This is a genomic window from bacterium (assembly GCA_016716565.1).
GTDB lineage: Bacteria > Bacteroidota > Ignavibacteria > Ignavibacteriales > Ignavibacteriaceae > IGN2.
Genome location: JADJWC010000001.1, coordinates 479,970 through 505,609, shown reverse-complemented (window position 1 = coordinate 505,609; position 25,640 = coordinate 479,970). Strand labels below are relative to the sequence as shown.

Annotated in this window: 23 protein-coding genes and 1 pseudogene; 20 read left to right on the top strand and 4 right to left on the bottom strand. The window is 36.1% G+C overall.

From position 1 onward, the window contains the following. Positions 1-133 precede the first annotated feature (133 nt). Complete coding sequence (gene aspS, locus IPM14_02325) at positions 134-1,900, bottom strand: aspartate--tRNA ligase (protein ID MBK9096957.1); 1,767 nt, start codon at positions 1,898-1,900, stop codon at positions 134-136. A 155-nt stretch (positions 1,901-2,055) separates the two neighbouring features. Here aspS and IPM14_02320 point away from each other — a divergent pair, with 155 nt between their 5' ends. The 12 genes and pseudogenes from IPM14_02320 (at position 2,056) to IPM14_02265 (ending at position 13,974) form a co-directional block, all read left to right on the top strand. Continuing rightward, complete coding sequence (locus IPM14_02320; GenBank protein MBK9096956.1) at positions 2,056-3,360, top strand: thymidine phosphorylase; 1,305 nt, start codon at positions 2,056-2,058, stop codon at positions 3,358-3,360. Positions 3,361-3,398: 38 nt separating this feature from the next. After that, the gene (locus IPM14_02315; protein MBK9096955.1) at positions 3,399-4,271 is read left to right on the top strand and encodes a prohibitin family protein; all 873 of its coding nucleotides are present in this window, start codon (positions 3,399-3,401) and stop codon (positions 4,269-4,271) included. Between the two features lie 86 nt (positions 4,272-4,357). After that, complete coding sequence (gene ccsA, locus IPM14_02310) at positions 4,358-5,182, top strand: cytochrome c biogenesis protein CcsA (GenBank protein MBK9096954.1); 825 nt, start codon at positions 4,358-4,360, stop codon at positions 5,180-5,182. A gap of 3 nt (positions 5,183-5,185) precedes the next feature. Beyond that, positions 5,186-6,466, top strand: coding sequence for a glutamyl-tRNA reductase (locus IPM14_02305; GenBank protein MBK9096953.1), 1,281 nt, complete (start codon positions 5,186-5,188; stop codon positions 6,464-6,466). A gap of 8 nt (positions 6,467-6,474) precedes the next feature. Continuing rightward, the gene (hemC, locus tag IPM14_02300) at positions 6,475-7,416 is read left to right on the top strand and encodes a hydroxymethylbilane synthase (protein MBK9096952.1); all 942 of its coding nucleotides are present in this window, start codon (positions 6,475-6,477) and stop codon (positions 7,414-7,416) included. Next, positions 7,413-8,033 (top strand): hypothetical protein, encoded by a 621-nt coding sequence (locus IPM14_02295; protein ID MBK9096951.1) that lies wholly within the window; start codon positions 7,413-7,415, stop codon positions 8,031-8,033. The genes hemC and IPM14_02295 overlap by 4 nt, the downstream gene beginning before the upstream one ends. A gap of 5 nt (positions 8,034-8,038) precedes the next feature. Next, a complete protein-coding gene (locus IPM14_02290) occupies positions 8,039-9,445 on the top strand; it encodes a uroporphyrinogen-III synthase (GenBank protein MBK9096950.1) in 1,407 nt (468 codons plus the stop codon). After that, on the top strand, positions 9,442-10,488 hold the full coding sequence (locus tag IPM14_02285; GenBank protein MBK9096949.1) for a uroporphyrinogen decarboxylase: 1,047 nt from the start codon (positions 9,442-9,444) through the stop codon (positions 10,486-10,488). The genes IPM14_02290 and IPM14_02285 overlap by 4 nt, the downstream gene beginning before the upstream one ends. 36 nt (positions 10,489-10,524) lie before the next feature. Continuing rightward, positions 10,525-10,887 (top strand): four helix bundle protein, encoded by a 363-nt coding sequence (locus IPM14_02280; protein MBK9096948.1) that lies wholly within the window; start codon positions 10,525-10,527, stop codon positions 10,885-10,887. 42 nt (positions 10,888-10,929) lie between these two features. Next, positions 10,930-12,306 (top strand): oxygen-independent coproporphyrinogen III oxidase, encoded by a 1,377-nt coding sequence (hemN, locus tag IPM14_02275; GenBank protein MBK9096947.1) that lies wholly within the window; start codon positions 10,930-10,932, stop codon positions 12,304-12,306. Positions 12,307-12,356: 50 nt separating this feature from the next. Beyond that, positions 12,357-13,247, top strand: coding sequence for a three-Cys-motif partner protein TcmP (gene tcmP / locus IPM14_02270; protein ID MBK9096946.1), 891 nt, complete (start codon positions 12,357-12,359; stop codon positions 13,245-13,247). Between the two features lie 2 nt (positions 13,248-13,249). Beyond that, a pseudogene (locus tag IPM14_02265) lies at positions 13,250-13,974 on the top strand (phage Gp37/Gp68 family protein). Here IPM14_02265 and IPM14_02260 read toward each other — a convergent pair. Next, on the bottom strand, positions 13,975-15,189 hold the full coding sequence (locus IPM14_02260) for an ATP-grasp domain-containing protein (GenBank protein MBK9096945.1): 1,215 nt from the start codon (positions 15,187-15,189) through the stop codon (positions 13,975-13,977). A gap of 181 nt (positions 15,190-15,370) precedes the next feature. Here IPM14_02260 and hemG point away from each other — a divergent pair, with 181 nt between their 5' ends. The 6 genes from hemG (at position 15,371) to IPM14_02230 (ending at position 20,879) form a co-directional block, all read left to right on the top strand. Further along, complete coding sequence (gene hemG, locus IPM14_02255; protein ID MBK9096944.1) at positions 15,371-16,756, top strand: protoporphyrinogen oxidase; 1,386 nt, start codon at positions 15,371-15,373, stop codon at positions 16,754-16,756. Between the two features lie 23 nt (positions 16,757-16,779). Next, on the top strand, positions 16,780-17,160 hold the full coding sequence (locus IPM14_02250) for a four helix bundle protein (GenBank protein MBK9096943.1): 381 nt from the start codon (positions 16,780-16,782) through the stop codon (positions 17,158-17,160). Between the two features lie 46 nt (positions 17,161-17,206). Continuing rightward, positions 17,207-18,196, top strand: coding sequence for a porphobilinogen synthase (gene hemB, locus IPM14_02245; GenBank protein ID MBK9096942.1), 990 nt, complete (start codon positions 17,207-17,209; stop codon positions 18,194-18,196). A gap of 220 nt (positions 18,197-18,416) precedes the next feature. Next, entirely contained in the window at positions 18,417-18,860 is a 444-nt protein-coding gene (locus IPM14_02240; protein ID MBK9096941.1) for a hypothetical protein, read from the top strand. Next, positions 18,844-19,911, top strand: coding sequence for a glycosyltransferase family 9 protein (locus IPM14_02235; GenBank protein ID MBK9096940.1), 1,068 nt, complete (start codon positions 18,844-18,846; stop codon positions 19,909-19,911). The genes IPM14_02240 and IPM14_02235 overlap by 17 nt, the downstream gene beginning before the upstream one ends. Continuing rightward, positions 19,908-20,879: an aldo/keto reductase gene (locus IPM14_02230; protein ID MBK9096939.1), complete on the top strand. Its 972-nt coding sequence runs from the start codon at positions 19,908-19,910 to the stop codon at positions 20,877-20,879. The genes IPM14_02235 and IPM14_02230 overlap by 4 nt, the downstream gene beginning before the upstream one ends. Before the next feature lie 15 nt (positions 20,880-20,894). Here IPM14_02230 and IPM14_02225 read toward each other — a convergent pair whose 3' ends face one another. Together IPM14_02225 and IPM14_02220 are read right to left on the bottom strand one after the other, a co-directional pair. Beyond that, positions 20,895-22,112, bottom strand: a complete 1,218-nt coding sequence (locus IPM14_02225) for a T9SS type A sorting domain-containing protein (GenBank protein MBK9096938.1) — start codon at positions 22,110-22,112, stop codon at positions 20,895-20,897. Between the two features lie 122 nt (positions 22,113-22,234). Next, positions 22,235-23,545 (bottom strand): MFS transporter, encoded by a 1,311-nt coding sequence (locus tag IPM14_02220; protein MBK9096937.1) that lies wholly within the window; start codon positions 23,543-23,545, stop codon positions 22,235-22,237. Between the two features lie 68 nt (positions 23,546-23,613). Between IPM14_02220 and IPM14_02215 the strand changes: the two genes are divergently transcribed. Both IPM14_02215 and IPM14_02210 read left to right on the top strand, forming a co-directional pair. Next, positions 23,614-24,360: a Mut7-C ubiquitin/RNAse domain-containing protein gene (locus IPM14_02215; protein ID MBK9096936.1), complete on the top strand. Its 747-nt coding sequence runs from the start codon at positions 23,614-23,616 to the stop codon at positions 24,358-24,360. A gap of 52 nt (positions 24,361-24,412) precedes the next feature. Further along, positions 24,413-25,639 (top strand): metallophosphoesterase, encoded by a 1,227-nt coding sequence (locus IPM14_02210; GenBank protein ID MBK9096935.1) that lies wholly within the window; start codon positions 24,413-24,415, stop codon positions 25,637-25,639. Position 25,640: the final 1 nt, after the last annotated feature.

The following is a 25,640-nucleotide window of genomic DNA, read 5'->3' as shown; positions in this document are numbered from 1 at the left end:
ACACTTATTATACCACTCTTAGGCATTTAATCGAATTGAAATTCAGGAAAAATTTTGCAAATAAGTATCAGCTTATTTGACAGTTTTACATGAATCAGAAGAAGCGATAAGTAGTACTTACAACTATACGTCTTTATAACATTTTTATATGCAATTCTTTCAATTGATCTTTGCTTACTTCAGAGGGACATTCATCCATCAGCGACACTGCGCTTGCGGTTTTAGGAAAGGCAATCGTATCACGAATGGAATCAACTCCGGCAAAAAGCATTGTCATCCGGTCAAATCCGAAAGCAATTCCACCATGTGGTGGTGCGCCATATTTAAATGCATTCATTAAAAATCCAAACTTTTGCTTTGCTTCCTTATCGCTTATTCCAAGAGCTTTGAACATTCTGCTTTGCAATTCCGAATTGTGAATCCTGACGCTTCCCCCTGCTATTTCATTTCCATTTAATACCAGATCGTATGCTTGTGCCTTAATTTTACCGGGATTTTTTTCCAACAAGTCAATTTCTTCCAATTTTGGAGAAGTGAACGGATGATGCATTGCAAAAAATCTTTTTGATTCTTCGTCCCATTCAAATAACGGAAACTCAGTAACCCATAAAAGTTGTGGCGGTGTTTCTGGTTTAATCAATTCCAATTTTCTGGCTAATTCAAGTCTTAATGCACCTAATTGATTAAGCGTTGAATTTTTCTCACCAGCAAGAACAAGAATTAAATCATTTGGTTTAGCATTCGTTACTGAGAGAAGTTTGTTGATTTCTGCTTCACTTAAAAATTTCGCTGTCGGAGAATCAACGCCATTCTCCTGCACCTTAAACCAGACAAGTCCTTTTGCACCAAGATTTTTTACAAAATTAGTCAATCCATCAATCTGATTACGGCTGAAGGATGCACAACCAGTCGCAACTATTCCACTTACGATACCATTCGAATCAATTACATCCCGGAACACTTTAAATTCCGATTTCTGAAAAAGGTCATTTAAATATTGAAGTTCCATTCCAAATCTTAGGTCGGGTTTATCGCTGCCGTATTTCATCATTGCGTCTTCATACGATAATCTTTTCAGCGGAAGAGATAAATCGAGGTCCCAGATTTTCTTAAAAAGTAATTTCATTAGTCCTTCTACCACTGCAAAAATCTGTTCCTGGGTTATGAAAGACATCTCAACATCTATCTGAGTAAACTCAGGTTGACGATCAGCACGGAGATCTTCATCTCTGAAACATTTTACAATCTGAAAATATCTGTCGAATCCCGACACCATTAATAATTGTTTATACTGCTGTGGTGACTGCGGGAGTGCATAAAATTTTCCTTTGTGAACTCTGCTTGGAACCAGATAGTCACGAGCACCTTCAGGAGTGCTTTTCATCAAAATTGGTGTTTCAACTTCAACAAAATTGTTTTCATCGAAGTATTTCCGGACCAGCTGATACATTCGATGCCTTAGCAGCAAAACTTTTTGAAGAGCCGGTCTGCGTAAATCAAGATACCTGTATTTCAACCTTAAATCTTCAAATGCATCTGTTTCATCCTTAATTGCAAAAGGGGGTGTTTCCGCTTCGTTGAGAATAATAAGATTATCAGCAAGTACGTCAACCGTTCCTGTAACTAAATCTTTATTAATTGCGTCGTCCGGTCTCTTTCGCACTTTTCCTTCTACAGAAACTACAAACTCGCTCCGTAATTTTTTTGCAAGTTCATATGAATCTTTATTAATGTCGGGCTCGAAGACGACTTGCGAAATTCCATAACGATCTCTCAACCAGATAAATATCAACCCGCCAAGGTCTCTTCTTCTGTCCACCCAGCCGTTAAGAACAACTTTTTCACCAATATTTTTCTCTCTGAGTTCGCCGCACGTATGTGTGCGAATATTAAATTTCATTTATACTTTATCTCCAATATTCATTAGTTGAGGGCGAAAATTAATCAATACGGAAAGGGTAAACAAATAACTTGTTGATCTATCATTTCTTTATTTAATGTTTATATAATGTATACTGACTTCACTGCCAATTCATTTATTTGTAATTTTCAGTTATGAACACAGTGGAATTGATAAAAAAGAAGCGTGATGGCAAGATTTTAAATGATGATGAAATAGGTTGTCTCATATCAAATTATACAAAAGGTAAAATTCCCGATTACCAGTTCTCCGCACTTCTGATGGCTGTTTTGCTGAAAGGAATGAACAAAACCGAAACCGCATCCCTTACCAAATCGATGTTAAATAGTGGAAAGATAATTAATCTTTCTCCTTTAAAAGGAAACAAGATTGACAAGCATTCAACAGGAGGAGTTGGCGATAAAACATCTTTAATCATAGCACCAATTGTAGCATCTGCCGGAGTTTATGTCCCGATGATTTCAGGAAGAGGACTCGGACATACCGGCGGAACTCTCGACAAACTTGAATCAATCCCTGGTTTCAGAACCGATTTGAGTTTATCAGAATCGATGAGAGTTTTGAAAAAATATGGCGCAGTGCTTATTGGCCAAACCAAGGAAATTGCACCCGCAGATAAAATGATCTACGCACTTCGTGATGTTAGTGCCACCGTTGAGTCTATTCCATTAATTACTGCCAGCATAATGAGCAAAAAATTAGCAGAAGGAATTGATGGTTTGGTGCTGGATGTTAAAACCGGCAGCGGTGCGTTCATGAAAAGTCAACAGGATTCAATCAATCTGGCAAAATCATTAATTAATACTGCCAAGTCATTTGATAAAAAAGTGATTGCGTTTATCACCGATATGAATCAGCCTTTGGGAAACTATATCGGAAACTGGCTGGAAGTTTATGAGTCTATTCAGGTGTTGAAGGGTAAAATGAAGAATGATCTTTACCAGCTTTCAATAAAACTTGCCGGCGCTATGATTTTTCTTGGGAAGAAATCAAAGTCATTAAAAGAAGGTGAACTCATCGCAAAACAAAAAATCGAAAGCGGTGAAGCATTCAACAAGTTTTTGGAGATTGTGGAACTCCAGGGCGGTGATACAATTTATTTTAATCATCCTGATCGATATCCCAAATCAAGGTATAAATCAACTGTGAAATCAACTAAAAGTGGTTTCATACAAAAAATAAATAATTATAATATTGGAATGGCATCACTTGAACTTGGTGCCGGCAGAAAAACAAAAGAGGACAAAATTGATCCAAAAGCCGGAATTATTTTTTATGTTAAAATTGGGGACCTTGTGAACAAGGGAGAAAAAATTTGTGATCTGTATTCTGATTCTAAAACAAAAATAAAAATAGCTGAAGCTCTGATCAATGATTCAATACTGTTTTCAAAATCCAAAGTGAGTTCACCAAAGCTTATCAAAAAAATAATTCGTTAATAAATGAAATTAAAATTAATCAAATAAGGAGAGAACCTATGTTATTCATAATAGCTATTCTGGCGGCAATTGTTGCATTCTTCGTTTATAAAAATGCAAAGAAAAGATTTCAAAAAAATGAATCTACATTTGCAATGCTTGGATTTATAGTTGCATTATTTATCGCTCTGCTGCAGTCCTTTACCGTGATCCCTGCTGGTCATACTGGTGTCATCGATTTTCTTGGTTATGTAAGTGATAACACTTTAAAGCCCGGAGTAAATCTAGTCAACCCGATGGCAAATGTTGAAAAGATGAGCATCAAAACTCAGGAATTAAAGGAGATGATGAATGTTCCGTCGCAGGAAGGACTAAGTGTTGAGCTCGAGATAAGCTTATTGTATAAACTTGATTCAGAGAAAGCAAATCAGATATATAAAACCGTCGGGCCAAATTATGTTGAGATAATTCTGACACCACAATTCCGATCTGTAGTAAGAGGAGTTACTGCACGGTATGAAGCGAAAGCATTATACACGGCTTCCAGAGAAAAGCTTGCCGGAGAAATTGTAAGTGAACTGGAGAAATTGGTTGGACCAAGAGGAATAACAGTCGAGCAAGCAGCTTTAAGACAGATTAAACTTCCACCACGTTTAACCCAGTCAATAGAAGAAAAACTGCAGGCAGAGCAGGAAAGCCAGAGGATGGCATTCATCTTATTAAAAGAAGAGCAGGAAGCTGACAGGAAACGAATTGAAGCAAAGGGAATTGCGGATTTCCAGGAGATAGTATCAAAAGGAATTAGTGAGCAGCTTCTTAAATGGAAAGGCATTGAAGCAACTGAAAAGCTTGCAAATTCGTCAAATTCGAAAGTTGTCATAATCGGTTCGCCAAAAGATGGTTTGCCAATAATACTCGGTTCTGACAAATAGATTCGCCGGGCAGCTAATATTACTTTGTTCTGATAGCTATCAATCCGTATTTTTGAACTCATAAGTCAGAAAACGAATAAACCAATATGCTATCAGGCATCCATACTATTAATATATTACTGCCAATCTTCTATTTTACCACATTAGTGGTTTATTTCTACGATTTCCTAAAAGGGGAAAAAAAGCTTGCAAACATCAAAAGAGTTTTTCTTTTTATAACTCTTTTCCTTCATTTAATTTACATAGTACTACGGACGATAGCTTTTGATCATCCACCAATAACAAATGTCTTTGAAATATTCACGATACTCGCAATTACTATCAGCTTCTCTTATTTTCTTGTCGAGCTTGTTTCTGATATAAGAGGAACCGGTCCATTTATTATAATTCTTCCTTTTCTTTTCCAGTTGATCTCTTCCCTTTTCATACAAGATTTAACTGAAGTTAAAGATGTACTTAGAAGTAATTTGCTGGGTATTCATGTAATTAGCGCACTGCTCGGTTATTCTGGTTTTACTATTTCAGCAGTGTATGGATTTCTTTACTTGGTTCTCTATAAGGACATTAAGCTTAATAAGTTTGGTTTGATATTCAATCGTCTCCCGAACCTGGAAGTGCTTGAGAGACTAAGCTTATATTCTGCAATCATCGGTTTTATTGCATTGACCATCGCAATAATAATTGGCGTCATCTGGCTGCCGATTGCTTTTCCAAAATTCTCATATCTCGATCCGAAATTAATTGGTACGATGCTAGTTTGGCTGCTGTACGCGATTGGGATAACTAGCAAAGCTTTTGGTAAATGGAGAGGTAAACGATTGGTTACACTTTCAATTGCAGGATTCATGCTTGCAATCATTTCTACAATTCTTTCAAACTTTTTAGCACAGAGCTTTCATTCTTTCTATTAAGATATGAATTTATTTGCCATATCGATAAATCACAGAACTGCTCCTGTTGAGTTAAGAGAAGCAGTTTATCTTAAAGAAGATGAAATCCGTCCTTTCATTAATCTTGCAAAAGAACATCAGATAAAAGAAGGATTAATTTTATCAACCTGTAACCGTACTGAAATATTTGGAATACCGGTCAGCACTGACGCCAGCCATGAAAATTTTCAGAATCTTCTTCTGAATTTTAAACCGTCACAAAATATTTCAGAGCATCATTTTCAAAAATTTATTTCCAGAGATGCAATAAAACATTTGTTCAGTGTAGCAACCGGAATTGATTCGCTTCTGATTGGGGACAACCAGGTTTTTAAACAAGTAAAGGATTCATTCCAGATTGCCGAAGAGACAAACTTTGCCGGTTACATTATGCATAGGATTTTTGATGCTGCAATCCGAACCGGAAAAAGAGCAATTTCCGAAACCTCGATAAGCGAAGGGGCAGTAACAGTCAGTTACGCTGCAGTTCAGCTAACAGAAAAGATATTTTCAAACCTTAGTAAGAAATCGGCATTGGTAATTGGAACCGGTGAGACAGGTGAGATCGCAGCAAAACATCTTTCAGAAAGAGGAATTGGAAGTCTTGCTGTTACCAACAGAACTCAAGAGAAGGCTGAAAAACTTGCTGAGAAACTAAAAGCGAAAGTAATTCCATTCAGTGATTACAAGGAATTAATTTATAAGTTTGATATAATTATCAGTGCAACCGCCGCACCTGATATTCTTCTTCGAAAAGACGACGTTAAAAATGCTTTGAAGAAAAGAAGCAACAATCCGATGATATTAATGGATATTGCTGTTCCACGCGACATCGATCCTGCAACAAAAGAGATTGACTACGTTTTCTACCACGATCTTGATTCGCTGAATATAATCGTCGATCAGAATCTCACTAAAAGAAAATCAGAAATCCCAAAAGTTGAAAAAATAATTGAAGAAGAACTTGATAATTTCTGGGAGTGGTACAACTCGCTTCAAGCTGCACCTGCAATAAAAGACCTTCGTGATTACTTTGAAGAAATAAGAAATGAAGAAGTCGAAAAAAATAAAAACAAATTTTCTGTGGAAGACCAGGAAAAGCTTGATATTGTAACTAAAAGAATTATCAATAAAATTCTTCACCATCCAACAATTGAATTACGTAAAGCTGACGAGGTTTCTTCATCAGTAGACTCTTCAACTAAAATTGGAATAATAAGAGACCTTTTTGGAATCCATCCCGGGAAAAAATCAGAAAAAGAATAGGAAAAAATTTGAAGCATAAAATCATTATCGGTTCAAGAGGAAGTGAACTCGCTCTATGGCAGGCAAATTTTGTTAAGAGAGAAGTTGAGAAGAGAAACAAAAATATTTCGGTTGAAATAAAGATCATTAAAACAAAAGGAGATAAAATTCTCGATGTTGCTCTTTCGAAAATCGGTGACCGCAGCTTGTTCACAAAGGAATTGGAGATAGAACTTCTTAATAAAAAAATTGATCTCGCAGTCCACAGTCTGAAAGATTTGCAAACCGAAATTCCAAAAGGATTAAAGTTGTCTGCGGTGACAAAACGCCACAACGTTCAGGATGTTCTGATCTCAAGAAAAAAAGGAACAACTATTTTCAACCTTCCTGAAAATGCAACTGTTGCAACTGGATCACTGAGAAGAAGATGCCAGCTTCTTCATCTCAGACCTGATTTGAATATAGTTGAATTGAGAGGAAACGTTCCTTCACGAATAAAAAAATTTCTTGAATCTGATTGGGATGCAATCATTCTCGCAAGAGCCGGTGTTGAGAGACTTAAGTTAAACAAACATATTTCTTCAATAATAAAAACAGATGCGATGCTTCCTGCCGTAGGACAGGGCGCACTTGGAATTGAAACGAGAGCGGACAATATAATTGTAAACGAAATTGTGAAGTCAATTCACCACGAAAATACTTACAGGGCTGTCTTAGCTGAACGCTCCTTGTTAAAAACTCTTGAAGGCGGTTGTCAGGTCCCAATCGGAGCTTTTGCAGAAGTGAAACAAAATGGATTACACATTGACGCATTAGTTGGTTCTCTTGATGGCACCTTAACATTCAGAAAAAGAATTCGTGGCGGCAAAAGTAATCCGGAAAAACTCGGAAAGAAATTAGCCGATGATCTCATAAAAGCAGGCGCGAAATCTATTCTTGAAGAAATCTACAAAACAGCGAGGGCAAAATGAGCAAATCAAACTTATTCAGACTATCATTATCACTTTCTGTATTCATGATATTATTAGTCGCAGTATTGACTGGATGCAAATGTAGAGCTTGCGATGATGAGGAGAAAGGAACTGTTCCTGTTGAAGTACTTGCAAAAGCAGATTCTTTTATCATTGCTTCCACCGGCAGGGAATTTTGTAATCAATACATTAAACCTGATTTTGCAAGAACTAAACACACTCCGCCCTACTACGAAATGGCTTATAAATTTTTTATGCCGGAGAAACCCTATGTGGATGCCATAATAAAATTTACTGTTGATTCCATCGGAAATGTTTTAAAGAACCGTGACATAGTTGGAATTCCTAGATGTCTGAATTTTCCTGAAGAATGTGACTTCAATATCGATGAACAAACTGCAAGGCAAATAGCCGCTAGTATGGGATTGAAGGAAGGAGTGAAAGATTGGGATGCCGGATTTATGTGGGATTTTAAATTGAACAGATATGTCTGGCGAATTTTATCAACTCTTACTGAACTTGGAAACGAAGAAAATTATAAGGCAACCGGTCAGGAAATGTTAATCGATCCGAACAACGGCGAGGTTTTGGCTTTGAACGACTGGAGAATCAATTAATTGTAATGCTAAAAGAAAAGCGTGAAATAAAAAGAGAAAAGAAGCGCGAAAGAATACTTGAAGCAGCCGCCGAACTGTTTTCTACGAAACATTATCACGAAGTAATGATGGATGATGTTGCAAAATTAATTTCAGTTGCAAAAGGAACTGTCTATAATTATTTCACTTCGAAGGAAGAGCTTTACTTTACGATAATGCATACGAGGATGGAAAGTCTGCTTTCAATTCTCAGACAAAAAATTGAATCGGAACAAAACAGTATCGATTCTCTCCGTGCCTTCGTAGTTCATCTTTATATGTTCATGATGAAGCATCGCAAATTTTTTCTGATCTATCAAAGAGAAACTCTTAACAAGCAAAATTCATTTTGCGAAGATATGCTTTCTCTCGAAAAGCAGATGAAGCAGATGATAATGCAGATCATTTCGAGAGGTGAGGCCGAAGGTGTTTTTAGAAAAGTTGATGAAGAATTTGCTATCAGCCTCATATTTGGAAGTATTTATGGTGCCGTTCAGCGGGGAATTAATGAAAACATTCCTGATGAAAAAGTTTCTAAAGAAAGAGAGGAAATTTTTGATTTTATTTTGCACGGACTTTATTCCGGTTTCAACAATATCAAAGAGCTTCCGCTAAAAGGAAAAACAATTGTTATCACAAGAACAATTGAGCAGTCAAAAGAATCAGCGACTGCACTAACAAGTCTTGGTGCAAATGTTATTATCGTTCCTACACTCGATATTGTTCCACCATCTGATTGGAGTAAGTTTGATTCGGTTGTTGCTCATCCCGAAAAAATTGATTTCATAATTTTTACTTCTGTCCACGCTGTTCAAATGTTCTCCAAAAGATGCAAAGAAATCGGAGCTTTAATTAATTATAACAGGACGAAAGTTGTTGCTGTCGGGAATAAAACTTCATCATACTGTCACAAAAACAATATTAACGTTAACATCATTCCTGATAAATTTAGTGCGGCAGGTGTTATTGAGGCTTTATCAAAATATAATTTGAAGAACAAGGTTGTTTTCATACCTCGTTCAGCAATTGGAAGAGAAGAATTGCCTATGGGACTAAAAGATCTCGGTGCAATTATTAAATCAGTTCCTGTTTACAATGTTGCAATTCCTTCGGGAGAAAATGTAAGAACGAGTCTTCAGCAATTAGATTCTACTCAAGTTGACTTGTTCATTTTCACAAGTCCGTCAACATTCGAAAATTTTTTACAGATTGCTGATGTGAAAAATCCATTTCAGTACTTCAATAAATTTGATATCGCTGCAATTGGACCGACAACAAAAGATGCCATCGAATCAAAAAAAGTCAAAGTGAAAATTCTTCCGGATGAATTCACAATAAACGGGTTAACAAAAAAAATTGTAGAATACTACAATAATCACAAGGAGAAAGTTTGAAATTACAGAATGATCTAATTATAAGAGCCGCTAAACGTTTACCTACAGAACGAACACCGATCTGGATTATGCGCCAGGCCGGAAGATATTTACCTGAATATCGGGCAGTCCGTGCAAAGCATGACTTTCTAACAATGTGTAAAACCCCGGAGCTTGCAGCAGAAGTTACAATTCAACCTGTGGAAATTATTGGAGTTGATGCTGCAATTATTTTTTCGGATATACTTGTAATTCCAGAAGCCATGGGAATGCATCTTGAAATTCACGAAGGAAAAGGTCCTGTTTTTTCTGCAGCCATTCAATCAAAAGATGATGTTGATAATCTGAAAACCCCGGATCCATCAAAAGAATTAAAATATGTTTTGGATGCGATCTCTCTCACTAAAAAAGAATTGAACGGAAGAGTTCCCGTAATTGGGTTTGCAGGTGCACCGTGGACAATTCTCACATACATGGTTGAAGGTCAAGGATCAAAATCATTTTCAAAAGTAAAAAAACTTATATACGGAAATCCTGAGCTTGCACATACTCTTCTGGATAAAATTACAAAAACAACGGCAGCTTATTTGTCTGCACAGATTGAAGCCGGTGCAAATCTTGTTCAGATATTTGATACTTGGGCGGGAATGCTTTCACCAAGAGATTACCAGGTTTTTGCATTAAGATATGTTCATCAATTAATTTCCGAAATAAAACGAAAAGATGAGCCGATAATTTATTTTCCAAAGGGTGTTCATTATCTGATGCATGAGCTTAAAGAAGTTGGTGCTGATGCTATCAGCGTTGACTGGACTCTTGAACTTGAAAAAGTAAAAAGAAAAATTGGAGATAAAGTTGCTATCCAGGGAAACCTCGATCCGACTGTTCTTTATGCTGATCCTAATTTCATAAAGAGAGAAGCAAGGAAAGTTCTCGAATCATTTGATAAAGGACACGGACACATTTTTAATCTGGGGCATGGTATTCTGCCGGATATTGATCCTGCGAACGTCAAAGTATTAGTTAATTATGTGAAGGAGGAAAGTGGACATTACCATAATTAACAATGAACAATTTATAATTAACAATTAGGGTGGCCAATGAGAAATGTAGAAAATCCAGTAGTTAAAAAGAGTTTTTCCTTTGCTGTCCGAATTGTTAAATGCTATAAATATTTAGTTAAAAAAGATAAATACCTACTCTCTTTATATAATCAATTACTTGATTCGGGGACATCAATAGGTGCAAATATTTCAGAATCACAAGCTGCGGCAAGCAAAGCAGATTTCAGAAATAAATTAAGAATAAGTTTAAAGGAAGCATACGAAACAGAATTTTGGTTAAAATTATTTTACAAATCAGAAATTCTTGACAAGAAAGAATTTGAAAGTCTTTTAAATGATTGTTTGGAATTAATTAAACTGCTTACATCTATTATTAAAAACATTAAGTTAAAAACATAATTATTCATTGTTAATTTTTAATTGTTAATTTCTGGAACAGATATGTTTACAGTTGACTTAAAAAAATTCAAGAAGTACGATAAACCCGGACCGCGGTACACAAGCTACCCGACGGCTCCGCAATTCAACGAGCAATTCACTCACGCTGAGTTTGTTGATGAAATAGTAAAAACCAATTACGGAAAAAATCTTCCCGACCTTTCACTCTACTTTCATATTCCCTACTGCGATACACTCTGCTTTTTCTGCGGATGTAATATGCTTGTTACTCGAAACAGAGAAAGAATTGATGAATATATAAAGTACGTTCAAAAAGAAATTGATCTTCTCAGAACATATTTGCTTCCTGATAGAAAAGTTGCACAGCATCATTGGGGTGGTGGAACCCCAACTCATCTCAAGCCGGAAGAAATTGAAAAGCTTGCATCATACATCAATCAATCTTTTGAGTTTAATGAAGATTCTGAGAACAGTTGCGAGATTGATCCTCGTGAACTGACAAAAGAACATCTTGAAGCTTTAAGAAAAAATGGATTTAACAGAATAAGTATGGGCGTGCAAGATTTTAATGAGCTAGTTCAGAAGGCAGTTAACAGAATTCAGCCGGAAGATTTGACGAGAAAAGTTGTTAACTGGGTAAGAGAATTAAAATATCACAGCATAAATCTTGATCTTATATACGGACTCCCCTTCCAAACAACAAAATCGTTTGAAGATACAGTTGAAAAGATAATTGATATTTCTCCCGACAGGATTGCGCTGTTCAACTATGCACACGTTCCATGGATGAAAAAACATATGGCGCTAATTCACGAAGAAGATCTGCCAAAGCCCGAAGAGAAGCTGGAAATCCTGAAGATGAGCATTGAAAAACTCACAAGTGCTGGATATGAATTTATTGGAATGGATCATTTTGCAAAACCGGATGATGAATTGACTATTGCAATGAAGGAAAAAAAACTTTACAGAAACTTCCAGGGATACAGCACAAACGCAGGAGCTGATCTTTATGCATTTGGAATTACCGCGATCAGTCAGTTGAAAAATATTTACGCGCAGAATTTCAAGACAGAAAAAGAATATTATACTGCATTGGACAACGAAACCATCCCCACAACAAAGGGCTACAAGCTGAACGAAGACGACCATATCCGTCACGAAGTGATAATGAGAATTATGTGCGACTTCGAGCTGAACTTCAAATCAATCGAGGATAAGTTTAAGATTAAGTTTAAGGATTACTTTAAATGGGGATTGAACAATCTAAAAGAATTTGAAGCCGATGAATTAATTGTGATGAATAATGATGGCTTTAAAGTAAAAGATATGGGCAGACTTCTCATCCGAAATATCGCAATGAACTTTGACGGATATATTGAAAGAAAAGAAGATAAAGCAAAATATTCGAGGACGGTTTAAAAAAGTTTTGTGGCTTTCTCAAAACTAAAATTTAATGGGAAAAATATTATATGACTCAAAAGGTTCACGAATTTGGAGGCTCTTGGACTGATAAGAAGTTAGAAAATTTGAAAAAATACCTTTCAGCATACACTAAAATTTTCACAACTAATCCAAGAGCAAAGTTTTATAAAACAATTTATATCGATGCCTTTGCTGGTACTGGATATCGTAAGGGAAAAGAAGAGGAGGCTGATTTACTGCTACTGCCCTTTTTTGAAGAGATCGAAGTTCAAGAATTTTATGATGGATCCGCTAAAATTGCACTTCAAAATTCACCGCAATTCAATAGATATATTTTCATTGAGCAAGATAAGGAAAGAATTGAAAGTTTAAATGAATTAAAATCTGAATTTCCTGAATTAACTAAGGATATATTAATTAAAAATGAAGATGCAAATAAATATTTGCTCAAAGTATGTAATCGAGTAGATTGGAAAAAATTTCGGGCCGTTGTCTTTCTTGACCCATATGGAATGCAAGTTGAGTGGAATACTATTAAAGCGTTGGCAGCAACAAAAGCTATCGACGTTTGGATTCTTTTTCCTCTTGGTGTTGCAGTTAATCGACTTTTGCGGAAGGATGGTGTAATTAATCCTAAAATAAAGGAAAGATTGGATAAAATATTTGGATCTGATGATTGGATGAGTGAATTTTATATGGAAGAGGAATCAGAATCCTTATTTGGCTCTGAACAGAAGACTAGAAAAATTGGTGACTTCAATAAAATTTCTAAGTATTTTACTAATAGATTGAAAACAATTTTTGCGGGTGTTGCTGATAATCCTTTACCTTTATTTAATTCTCGTAATAATCCGTTGTATCTATTATGTTTTGCGGCAGCAAATGAAAGAGGAGCAAAGGCAGCTTTAAACATCGCGAACTATATTCTTAAAAAATAAATATGGCACTAAAATCTTCAATAGAATGGACAGAATCAACCTGGAATCCTGTTACTGGATGTAACAAGATAAGTCCGGGCTGTAAAAATTGTTATGCTGAGAGAATGGCTAAAAGACTTAAAGCTATGGGTTCGGAAAATTATGAGAATGGATTCAAATTGGCTACGCATGATCATGTTGTAAACCTTCCACTCCAATGGAGAAAACCACAGGTAATTTTCGTTAACTCAATGAGCGATCTGTTTCATAAAAATGTTCCTCTCGATTTTATACTTAAAGTATTTGAAACAATGAACAAAGCTCATTGGCATATTTTTCAAGTCCTAACAAAAAGATCTGATCGATTAATAGAACTTGATAAATATCTTCCTGGAGTAAAAACATTTGGATGGGTGTGAGTGTTGAGAATCAGGACTATACATTTAGAATAAAAGACCTAAGTGAAACAGACGCAACAATAAAATTTTTATCCATTGAACCTCTTATTGGTCCCGTTTACAGATTCAGCTTAAAAAATATTGACTGGGTCATCGTTGGTGGAGAGTCGGGTCCAAAAGCTAGACCAATGAAAGAGGAGTGGGTTATTTCAATTAGAAATAAATGTTTGAAGCAAAATGTTCCCTTCTTCTTTAAACAATGGGGCGGCGTTCAGAAAAAGAGAAATGGAAGAGAACTCGAAGGAAGAACCTGGGACGAAATGCCTACCAACTTTAACTACTCTTTCTGATCAATCGCTCGGTCTTTCCTTCATCGGCGCAGTAGTGAAGAAATCTTTATAGAATCTCTCGGTGTATTTCTCCAGCATCTCTTCAACAACCTTGTAATGCTTTGATCGAATTACAAATCCTGCATGGTATGCCTTGTCCAATCGCCAAACAATTTCCGGATCGTTGTAAGAAGAGAGATCCGGCCATTCCTGTTTTGAAAGTGAAGTAATAATTCCGGCATAATCATTTTTAACTTCTGGGTACTGATACTCTCCTTCCCCTCTTAAAATTTCTATCTTTGCCCACTCACGCCACAAATTAATTCCCGATGCAGCAAGCACAAGCTCGGAAAGATTCGCTCCGCCGACTCGTGCAGATGTTTCAAGAAAATATAACTTGCCATCTTTATCAGACTCAATAAATTCCGTGTGAGAAACTCCACGAAGCATACCAAGTGCTTTCATTAATTTTTCATTCGTATCAAGAAGCTGCTGTTCTTTTTTGCTTCCTCTTTCAATTGTTCTGCTGGTGAAAACTCTTCCTTCGTGTGCGACTTCAAACGGAGGTTTACCGTACTGACTCGCAATTGCAAATCGAACTTCGTGCTCATAAATAATCGAATCAACATGATAGATGTTCCCGGGAACAAATCTTTCCATCAAGAAGAAAGACTGTTCATCACCAAGATGATTTATGCGGTTCCACATTTCTTCTTTGTTGTGAACTTTTTTCAATCCGTGCGCACCTGCAAGCAGTCTCGGCTTTATCATATAAGGAAAGGAAACTTTCTCTGCAAATTCATTTATTTCATTATGATTCAAAACGTGAATGAATTCGGGAACAGGAATTTCCATTTCCTGAGCTCTCATTCTCATTGCAAGCTTATCTCTGAAATATCGTGCAGTTGTATCTCCCATTCCGGGAATGCGAAGATGCTCTCTCAATGCAGCAGCTTTTTCAACATCAAAATCATCAAGCGCAACTATGCGATCAATTTTTTCTTTTCTAGCAAGAAAACTCACGCCGTAAATAACATCGCGCATATTCCATTCTTTATTTTTATCCGGCATATAAAAAATATCGTCGATAACTTCCTTTGGCCATGGAGCTGTTTCCAGACTTTTTGATGTGAGCAAAAGAACACGACAGCCCTGTTCTTTACACTCGCGCATAAAGTCGTGGCCTTTTTCATAAGATGAAACACATAGTACGGTGATAGGTTTGCGGGTGCTCATAAATATTCCTTTAATAATTCCGAGAAAGCGTTATTGCTTTCAGCAAGTTTAGTTTTAATAAGGGAAAGAATCAAACTGAAGTAAAAAGAAATAGTTGTTCGAAACGTTTTAGACTGGTTTTTTACTTCTCAAAGTATAGACTAAATTGTTAAATTTGCACCTGATTAACGCAAAAACTTTAATGCCTTCTAACAAAAAAATAGTAATAATCGGCGCCGGTATTTCAGGCTTAACCACTGCTTACCTTCTATTTAAAGAAGGATACGATGTAATTGTGCTTGAGCAGAAAGATAAAGTCGGCGGTTCGATTGAAACTGTTTCTGCAGATGGATTTCTTTTTGACAGAGGGCCGAACAGCGGACTTGAAACTACTCCTCTTATCCAGCAGCTTATAAAAGATTTAAATCTCCAAGATCAGTTTGTTTATGCCAACCGTGAAGGAAATAAAAGATACATTTTGCGGAACGGACAACTTCACGCACTTCCAATGTCACCACCATCATTTTTGAAAACAAAACTTTTTTCCGGTAAAGCAAAATTGAGGTTGCTAGCTGAGCCGTTTATCGGAAGATCGAAAGATGGCTATTATCAAAGCATTGCTGAATTTGTTACACGTAGACTAGGAAAAGAATTTTTAGATTATGCAATCAACCCGTTTGTTGCGGGAGTATATGCCGGACGTCCCGAGGAATTAAGCGTCAAATCAGCTTTTCCAAAACTTTATGCTCTTGAAGAAGAATATGGTGGATTGATTCTTGGAACAATCAGAAGCATCCGCAAAAGAAAGAAAAGCAAGGAGGTGTCCAAGCAAAGTGCAAAAATGTTTTCATTCAAAGATGGAATGAAAGTGCTGCCTGATGCAATTACAGAAACACTTGGTAATCGTGTTAGTACGGGAGTCGAAGTTACTTCTATACGCAGTACCGCCGAAGGAAATTACGGTGTGACTTTCAGAGACGGCAATCAGAACCTAACATTGCTTGCGGATGTTGTTCTTTCAACTGTTCCGGCTTACAAGGCAGCCGAATTGTTCGGACATTTTGATGAAAATTTAGCTAAACACTTAAATGAAATTTATTATCCGCCGGTGCTGGTTCTTTATCTTGTCTATGAAAGAAAGAATGTTGGACAACCGCTTGATGGTTTTGGATTTTTAATCCCCGAAAAAGAAGAAAAATCTTTTCTCGGTGCCATCTGGAGCTCTGTCATATTCCCAAATCGTTCGGATGAGAACACGGCAGCTTTTACTTTATTTATTGGTGGATCTCGTGATGCTGGCTTTGTTGATGATGTCGAACAGATGGTTATCGATCGTGCGCGAAGAGAGTTTGAGCTGATAATGAAAATAAGTGCCGAGCCGGTTTTGATCTCGAAAAGACTTTGGCCTAAAGCAATCCCTCAGTACAATCTTGGTTATGTTGAGCACGAAAATTTCTTCGATCACTTCGAGAAGCAAAATAAAGGAATTGTTCTTGGAGGAAATTACCGTGGGGGAATTTCTGTTGGAGATTGCATTAAGAACTCAGAATTAATAGCAAATAAAATTAAACAGCTATTGAATGTATAATTTATAATGTAGAATGTAGAATTATGTTTGTTTTCGAAAAGGAAGTGAAATATGGGAATGTTGTGCTGGAGAAGAGTTTTAAATTTTCAATTCGAATTGTGAAATTGTATGAGTATTTGATTAATAAAAATCGGAATTTTGAACCATTATTAAAGCAACTATTAAGATCAGGAACGTCTATTGGCGCTAATATTACCGAGGCACAAAGTGCATACACCAAAAAGGATTTTATAAATAAGCTTGGAATTTCATTAAAAGAGGCTCGCGAATCAGAATATTGGATTAGACTTTTGACTGCAACAAATCATTTGGATAAAAAAGAATCGGAAAGTATTCAAATTGATTGCGAAGAATTAATTAAACTATTAACCACGATTATTAAAAGTTCAAAAAATAATATTTGATCAATTATACATTATAAATTTTACATTATACATTCCGGAGAAGAAAATGTCAGAAAAAAACTTTAACTTCAAACGTTTCAGAAGATTACGCTATAATCCGATTGTCAGAGATATGGTTAGAGAAACCGTTCTGACTAAAAACGATTTGATTTATCCCCTCTTCATCGTACCCGGAAATAACGTGAAAAAACCGGTTAAATCAATGCCCGGAGTTTTTCAACTTTCTGTAGAGAACCTTGTTAAAGAGTGCAAAGAAGTTCGTGATCTCGGAATTCCCGCTGTAATCCTATTTGGTATTCCTGAACATAAAGATGAACAAGGCAGCGATGCGTACAATCCAAATGGAATTATTCAGCAAGCAATTAAAGCAATCAAAAAGGAAATTAATGATCTATTAATTATTACTGATGTTTGTCTTTGTGAATACACCTCTCACGGGCATTGCGGAATTTTAGCAGGCGAAGATATTCTGAATGATGAAACAATTGCAGTGCTGGCTAAAGAAGCTGTTTCGCACGTTGAAGCCGGCGCTGATATGGTCGCTCCATCCGATATGATGGATGGAAGAGTTCTTGCAATTCGCAAAGCGCTTGATTACAAAGGATACACCAGAATCCCGATAATGAGTTATGCGGCCAAATATGCTTCCGGATATTACGGACCATTCAGAGATGCAGCCGAATCAACTCCGGCATTTGGTGATAGGAGATCTCATCAAATGGATATTGGAAATATCAACGAAGCGCTTCGTGAAGTTGAAACCGATATCGAAGAAGGTGCAGATATAGTTATGGTGAAACCAGCAGGTCCATATCTCGACGTAATAAGAAAAGTAAAAGAAAAATTCGGAATGCCCACAGCAGCATACCAGGTAAGTGGTGAATTTTCTATGATAAAAGCGGCAGGACAAAACGGCTGGATAGATGAAGAAAGAGTTATGATTGAATCTTTGACGGCTATAAAACGTGCCGGTGCTGATATGATATTAACTTATTTTGCAAAAGACGTTGCTAAGTGGCTTGATATTAGGAAGTAGAGTTTCTTTTTCTAAGATTTAATAATGTGTAAGTTAATTTATTAGATTCAACGAAGTTGTAACATTAAAATGAAGAATAAAATAAAAATATTCGATTTGAAAGATCTGAATCAGTATAAAGAAGAAAAAAAATTTTGGAGCGATGCAACTATAGAATTTAAACTCAGCGCTCTAGAGACAATCAGGGAATCTTACTTTAAATTATTCAATATTAATAAAGATGAAATTAGTAAAAGACTTCGAAGATTTTATAGAGTTACTGAACAAAAACGAAGTTAAGTATCTCGTAGTTGGTGGTTATGCTTTTGCAATCCATGCCTTCCCAAGATTTACAAATGCTATCGACATCTTCACCCTTTCTACAAAAATAAATGTTGATAAAATTATTGCTGGTCTGAAAGAATTTGGATTTGATATTTCAGCCATCAGCGCTGAAGACTTATTGAAAAAGGATAAGGTGATACAGCTTGGTGAACCACCATATAGAATCGATATTCTGACATCAATTGATGGAGTAAATTTTGATGACGCCTGGCAGAGAAAGGTTACAGGTAAATATGGAGATCAGGATCTTTATTTTATCAGCAAAGAAGATTTAATAAAGAATAAAAGAGCTTCCGGAAGAAAAAAAGATCTGGACGATCTTAATGAGCTCGATTCTTAATTCCATTCCTCAACAGTCAAAAAATTCAGAGGGAGAAAAAGTTAAAAATATTCTTGTTGTCCGTCAGCATAATCATATTGGTGATATGCTCTGTTCGCTTACTTTGTATGCTGCATTGAAAAAAAAATATCCCGATTCAAAAATCACTCTCGTTGCTGCAAAAACAAGTTATGAAATTCCCTTATTTGAATTGAATCCATTTCTTGATCGTGTAATAATTTTTGATAAGCAAAATTTTACCTCTATTCTTAAGTTTTTCCGAAAACTTCGTGAAAGGAAATACCAGCTTGGAATTGTTCCATCAACAATTAAGGTATCCAGAACTTCACATATAATTAATTCCATTTCGGGAGCAAAAATTAGAGTTGGGGTGAAATCTGTTGATGGCATTGAAAACAAATCACATAAATTCTTAAATGTTAAATCCGATTTTGTCTGGAAGAACTTACATCAGTTAGAAAGGAATCTTGACATCGTTAGACAAATTGGATGTGATTTGACTGAAGAAGAAAGGCGAACTATCAGATTCAATTTTTCGGCCGAAGAAATAAGCGATGCAAAGAACCTTTTTGAAAATATTTTCCCTGACAAAAACCGAAAGATAGTTGGCATTCATCCTGGGGCAGGAAAAAAAGAAAATATGTGGCCGACAAAGAATTTTGTTGAACTAATAAAAAAATTACACTCACAATTTAATTGCAACATTCTGCTAACAGCAGGAAAAGTTGATGCCGAACAGATTAAGGAAATTGAAAATGAATTACGCGGAGTTAAACTTAATTGCCACACATTAATAGACTTACCGATAAAAAAGCTGGGTGCGACTCTATCGTTGATTGATCTTTATATAACTAACGATACGGGTTCGATGCACATCGCAGGTTTTGCTCATGCAAAGATCATTTCTTTATTTGGTCCAACTAATCCTGCAGAATGGGCACCGCGTGGAGAAAATAAATACTATATCAAATCAAAAACAGAAAATATTAATGATATTACTATAGATGAAGTTTATAATCTCAGTAAAAAAATATTAGAGGAAGAAAAATGAAATACAGAAAACTAGGAAAATCAAATATTGAAGTTTCAGAAATATCTCTCGGCTGCTGGACGATGGGCGGACTTAATTGGGTTAACGGCGATCCAAATGGCTGGGCAAATGTGGATGAAAGAGAAGTTGCCGAAGCAATAAATTATGCGATCGATCACGGAGTTAATCACTTCGACAATGCAGATGTTTATGGAAACGGTCGCGCGGAAAGAATGCTCGCAAGAATTCTAGGTAACAGAACAAATAATTTTATAATCGCTACAAAAATCGGGTGGTTCCCGGGAACAGCAGCAAACGCTTACGAACCGTCACATATCCGTCATCAATGTGAGCAATCGCTCATCAATCTGAAAAGAGATTATATTGATCTTTACTATTTCCATCATGGATGGTTTGGCGACAAAGGTGAATATCTTGATGATGCAGTTGAAGTAATGTACAAACTTAAAGAAGAAGGAAAGATCAGACTAATAGGACAATCAGCTTATTCACACAAAGATTTTGTTAAATTAATTCCAAAAGTGAAGCCGGATGTGCTACAAAGTTTTGCTAACCCTGTTGAAAGAGCTTTCATCGATGATGGAAATCCAACAAGAAAATTGATGGAAGAAAATCAGATTTCTTTTGTCGCATTCAGACCTTTGTATGAAGGGTTGCTTCTCGATAAATACAAAAAAGAAAATCCGCCGCAGTTTGAAAATGGAGACCACAGGAAAGGATTATCAAGATTCTCATATGAAAATCTCGTAAAGCTTGAAGTTCAGTTGAGCAAGATAAAAGCAAGATTTGGTGCTTCAACTGAAGAACTGGCAAGAGTTGCCCAGCAGTATTTGCTACATTATAAATTTGTTGGTGCTGTAATTCCCGGCTTCAGAAACCTTCATCAAGTAAAAGTTAATTTGTCAGCGATGGATAAGCCATTAACTAATGATGAGTTTGATTTTATAAAAAGTGTTTTTGCGGAATAAGCAGAAAGCAAAATTTTATTTCATCAGGACCATTTTTTTAGTTTCACTGAAGGATTCTGTAATCAGCTGATAATAATAAATTCCGCTTGCAAGTGCTGATGCGTCGTATTCAAATTCGTAACTGCCTGCTGGTTTGTATTCATTAACCAGAATTGCAACTTCATTACCAAGCAAATTATACACTTTCAAAGACACATTACTGCTCATCAGCAACTGATAACCTATTACCGTATTGGGATTAAATGGATTCGGATAATTTTGATTTAATCGAAAAGCAACAGGAGTTAAATCTCCATTCTCAGAAACACTCGTCGATGATCCGCCGCCATTGACTGTTTTCAAAATTGTTCCGTTTGAACCAACGACAAAACCAATTTCTTCGTTCACAAAAAATACTGATCTGAATTCCGCTTGTATTTGCGGACCATTTTGATACCATGTTTCTCCGCTGTCAGTTGTCTTTAAAAGCCAGCCGAGTTCACCAACTGCCCAGCCAGTGTTCTCATCCACGAAATCGCTTGAATAAATTATGTCGCCGGGAGTAATATAATTGTGGTTCTGCCAGGTATCACCGCCGTCTGTAGTTTTGAAATAAGCACCACAACAGCCAAATGCAAAACCGGTTGTTGAACTGATAAAAGAAATTCCATACAATGCATTTGGCATGCCAACATTTAATGAATCCCAACTTTCTCCATTATCGGAACTGCGATAAACTAATCCATTGCCGCCAATTACATACATTTGATTCGGAGAGTAGATAAAAGTTTTTAATAAATGATCATAGCTCTCTGGCAAAACATTTTCCCAATTTTCACCACCGTCTGTTGTAATGAGGATTGTACGATTATAGCCCGAAACTATTCCAAAATTTTCGTCATAAAAAGTAAGTGAGGTAAGTTCTTTACCCGATTCACTATGTTTCAAATTCCAGTTATATCCCCCGTCAGTAGTTTTCAATATATTTCCATCACTACTACAAACCCATCCTACATTATTATTAATGAAATGAATTGAGTTATTATTTCCAGCAATTTGGATTTGAGTCCAGTCGTTTCCACTATCAGAGGTTTTTAAAATAATATTCTTCCCTGCTACCCAACCGTTGTTTTCATCTACAAAGAATACCGAGTGCAGTTTTTCATCTGTTCCTGCATCAAGTACAAACCATTGAGCAAAATTAGTAGCAGTCCAGAGGATCATTAAAGTGATAAATATTTTTGATTTGACCATTCGCTAAAATTATTAGATGATTGTAAATAGTTGTCACAAGTTAAGTTTTTAAACCGTTCAATTCAATAGATAAGATCAATCAAACCAAGAAATTTATAAGTGGAGATTTTAATACAGAAAAATCAATTCGGCGGCATTTTCAAATGAGTGGATGATTGCAATCCTTTGGATACTTCCGGCAGAATTCCTTTCTGGATGTAAATTGGTCTTATGCTTTTTCTTAACGATGGTAAATTTTTATAATAAACCAAAGCTCCTGTAAGACAAATTATTCCACTCGATAAAATTGTAAACGGCGCACCGATAGTGCTCGCCAGAGTTCCGGCCATAAAACTTCCGAAAGGTGCGGTTCCCATAAATGCCATAACATAAAGACTCATCACTCTTCCGCGCTTATCATCATCAACGAGAGTTTGAAGTAAAGTGTTTGTGGATGCCATCTGCATCATCATTCCAAAACCTGTAAAATACATTAGCCCAATTGACAGATAAACATTTCTTGAGAAAGAAAAGAATAAAAGTCCGAGCGAAAAAATACTTGTTGTGGCTGCAATCCATCTCGCAAGTCCTAAAACTGTTTTTCTTGAAGCAAGATAAATCGCACCCGTAAAAGCTCCAAATCCAACCGCACCAAAAAGGAAACCAAGCGTATGAGCATCTCCATGTAAAATATCACGCGCAAAAACTGGCATCAAAACTGTGTAGGGCATTCCTGTAAGACTAACCAATCCAATTAATAATAATAGTGTTCGGATCGGTTTGAAGTTATATGCGTACTTAATTCCTTCTTTCAATCCTTCAAGCACCTTACCATTCTGCTGGTTATTAATTTGCGGCTGAATGTTCATCAGCAATAAGGAAACTATAACTGTAATATAGCTAATCGCATTCACCAAAAAACAAATCCCTTCGCCGACAACAGTAATCAATAAACCTGCTAATGTTGGTCCGACTAACCGGGCTGCATTAAAAACAGATGAGTTCAGTGCTATCGCATTCGGTAAATCATTTCTGTCATCAACCATTTCAATTACAAAACTCTGTCTTGTCGGCATATCAAAAGCATTTATCAAACCGGAGAATAAACTGAGAAGTAGAATATGCCATATCTGAATAGTGTCAGACAAAGTAAGATAAGCAAGAATTGATGCCTGAATCATTGCAAGAATTTGTGTTGCAATAATTATTTTGTGTTTGCTGTACCTATCAGCCAAAACACCCGCGATAGAAGCCAGAATAAACGTTGGTATCTGAGATGAAAATCCAACAAGCCCCAGAAGAAACGCAGAATCAGTCAAGCGGTAAACAAGCCATCCGAGCGCAACCTGCTGCATCCACGTACCGATGAGCGAAATACTCTGACCGGTAAAAAAAAGTCTGTAGTTTTTATGACGCAGTGCTCTTAACGTCTGCTGAACAAATTCGGGAAGCATATATCAAAAATTAGAAAATTTTATGTTAATAATAAGATTATTTTTGAATGACTATCTGATAACAATTTATGCACAAAGTTTATTTACGTTTTTACGAAGAGCTCAATGAATTTCTTCCCGAAGCAAAAAGGAAAAAACGATTCACACATAATTACATAGACAGAACTTCAGTAAAAGATTTAATAGAATCTCTAGGTGTTCCTCACACAGAAGTTGATTTGATTTTAATTAATGATAAATCAGTGAACTTCAAATATTTAATTAATGATGGTGACGATATTTCTGTTTATCCTGTGTTTGAATCATTCGACATTTCAGAAGTTCAGCGCCTTCGACCGAAGCCGCTTCGCAAACCAAAGTTCGTTGCAGATGTTCATCTTGGAAGATTGGCAAGGTATTTAAGAATGATAGGACTTGACGTTTTGTATAAAAATAATTTTGATGATGATGAGATTGTTCAATTATCATCAACAGAGAGAAGAGCAATACTTACCAAAGACAGAGGAATATTAAAGAGAAACGATGTTACTCATGGTTACTGGGTTCGAAGCATAAAAGTTGAAGAACAAGTAAAAGAAATCCTTAATCGATTCAGTCTCCATAAAGAAATAAAAGAATTTTCCCGATGTGTTGAGTGCAATGAATTATTGAAGCCCGTCAAAAAGGAATTAATAATCAGTCAGCTTCCACATAAAGTCGCCAAGCAGCAAGTTGAGTTTTATGAATGTCCTTCCTGCAAAAAAATATATTGGAAAGGAACTCATCACCAAAAAATGATGGACTTCATCAAATCAATAAAAGATTATGATTTTTAATTGATGTATTTTTGTTTAAATACTTAATCATAATTTTCTGAAATCACTCTATATGTGGATAATCCTTCGCCTTCTGATTGGTATATCGATACTATTAATTGTAGAATTTTACTTTGTTAAACGATTAAACCTCGCCCTAAAACATTTTTTCCCGAAGTTTTATGAGAATAAGTTTCACCTGATAAGAAGAATTTATCTCATCTGGGTTAATCTCTATCCGTTGGTCTTGCTTTTTATTTTCACATACTTTGCAATCACAGGATCTTACTTAAGTTCTCCGGAAAATAAAATTATTGATTACTTTCTGATCTATCCTTTCTGGATAAACTTTCTTTTGATGATTCAATGTTCTGTGTTTTTCATACCGCTGGATATACTAAAACTGTTAGCAATGTTTGTATTCAGAGCAAACAGACTTGGCACCAACCGTATTCATTCGGCACTTTTATTTCTTATAATCGGATTCTTTTTATTCTACGTGCCGATAAGAATTATTTATGACTATAACTCCGTTTCCGTTAGAACTGTAGAATACAAAAAAGAAAATCTTGTCCCTTCTCTCGAAAACTTTAGGCTGGTATTTATTTCAGATATCCAGGCAGATCATTTTACCGATGAGAAAAGACTCGGCAATTATATCAACAAAATAAACTCGCTTAATCCGGATTTGATTTTGATTTCAGGTGATTTAATTACTACCGGTCCTGATTATATTCAACTCAGTGCCCGAGAGGTTGGAAAACTTAAATCCAAGTATGGAGTTTACTCCTGCGTTGGCGACCACGATAACTGGGCATACAGAAATGATTATGAAAAAAGTCTGCGTGAAGTAAAATCAGCTTTGAATTATAATGGTGTTGAAATGATTGATAACGACATTAGAATTATAAGTGTCGATAGTGCTGAAATTGCCATTACATTTATCACGGCTACATACGTTGAAGATGTTCCGAAAACAATTCTTGATAGCCTTTCAAAAAACAACGTTGGCAATTTCAAGATTTTCCTAACGCATCAGCCGCAGCCTGAACTTATTGAAACTGCCAGGAAAAACAATTTTAATTTATTTCTTGCAGGTCATACTCACGGTGGACAAATTACGCTTGTGTTCCCTTTTATTCAGCTTACTCCAACTATGATAGAAACTAATTATATCCGTGGGGATTTCTGGTTTGGAGACATGTTGATGATCATTAACAGAGGATTAGGAATGTCGTTGGCTCCAATAAGATATAATTCTACTCCGGAAATAACTTTAATTAACTTAATTAGAAAATAAA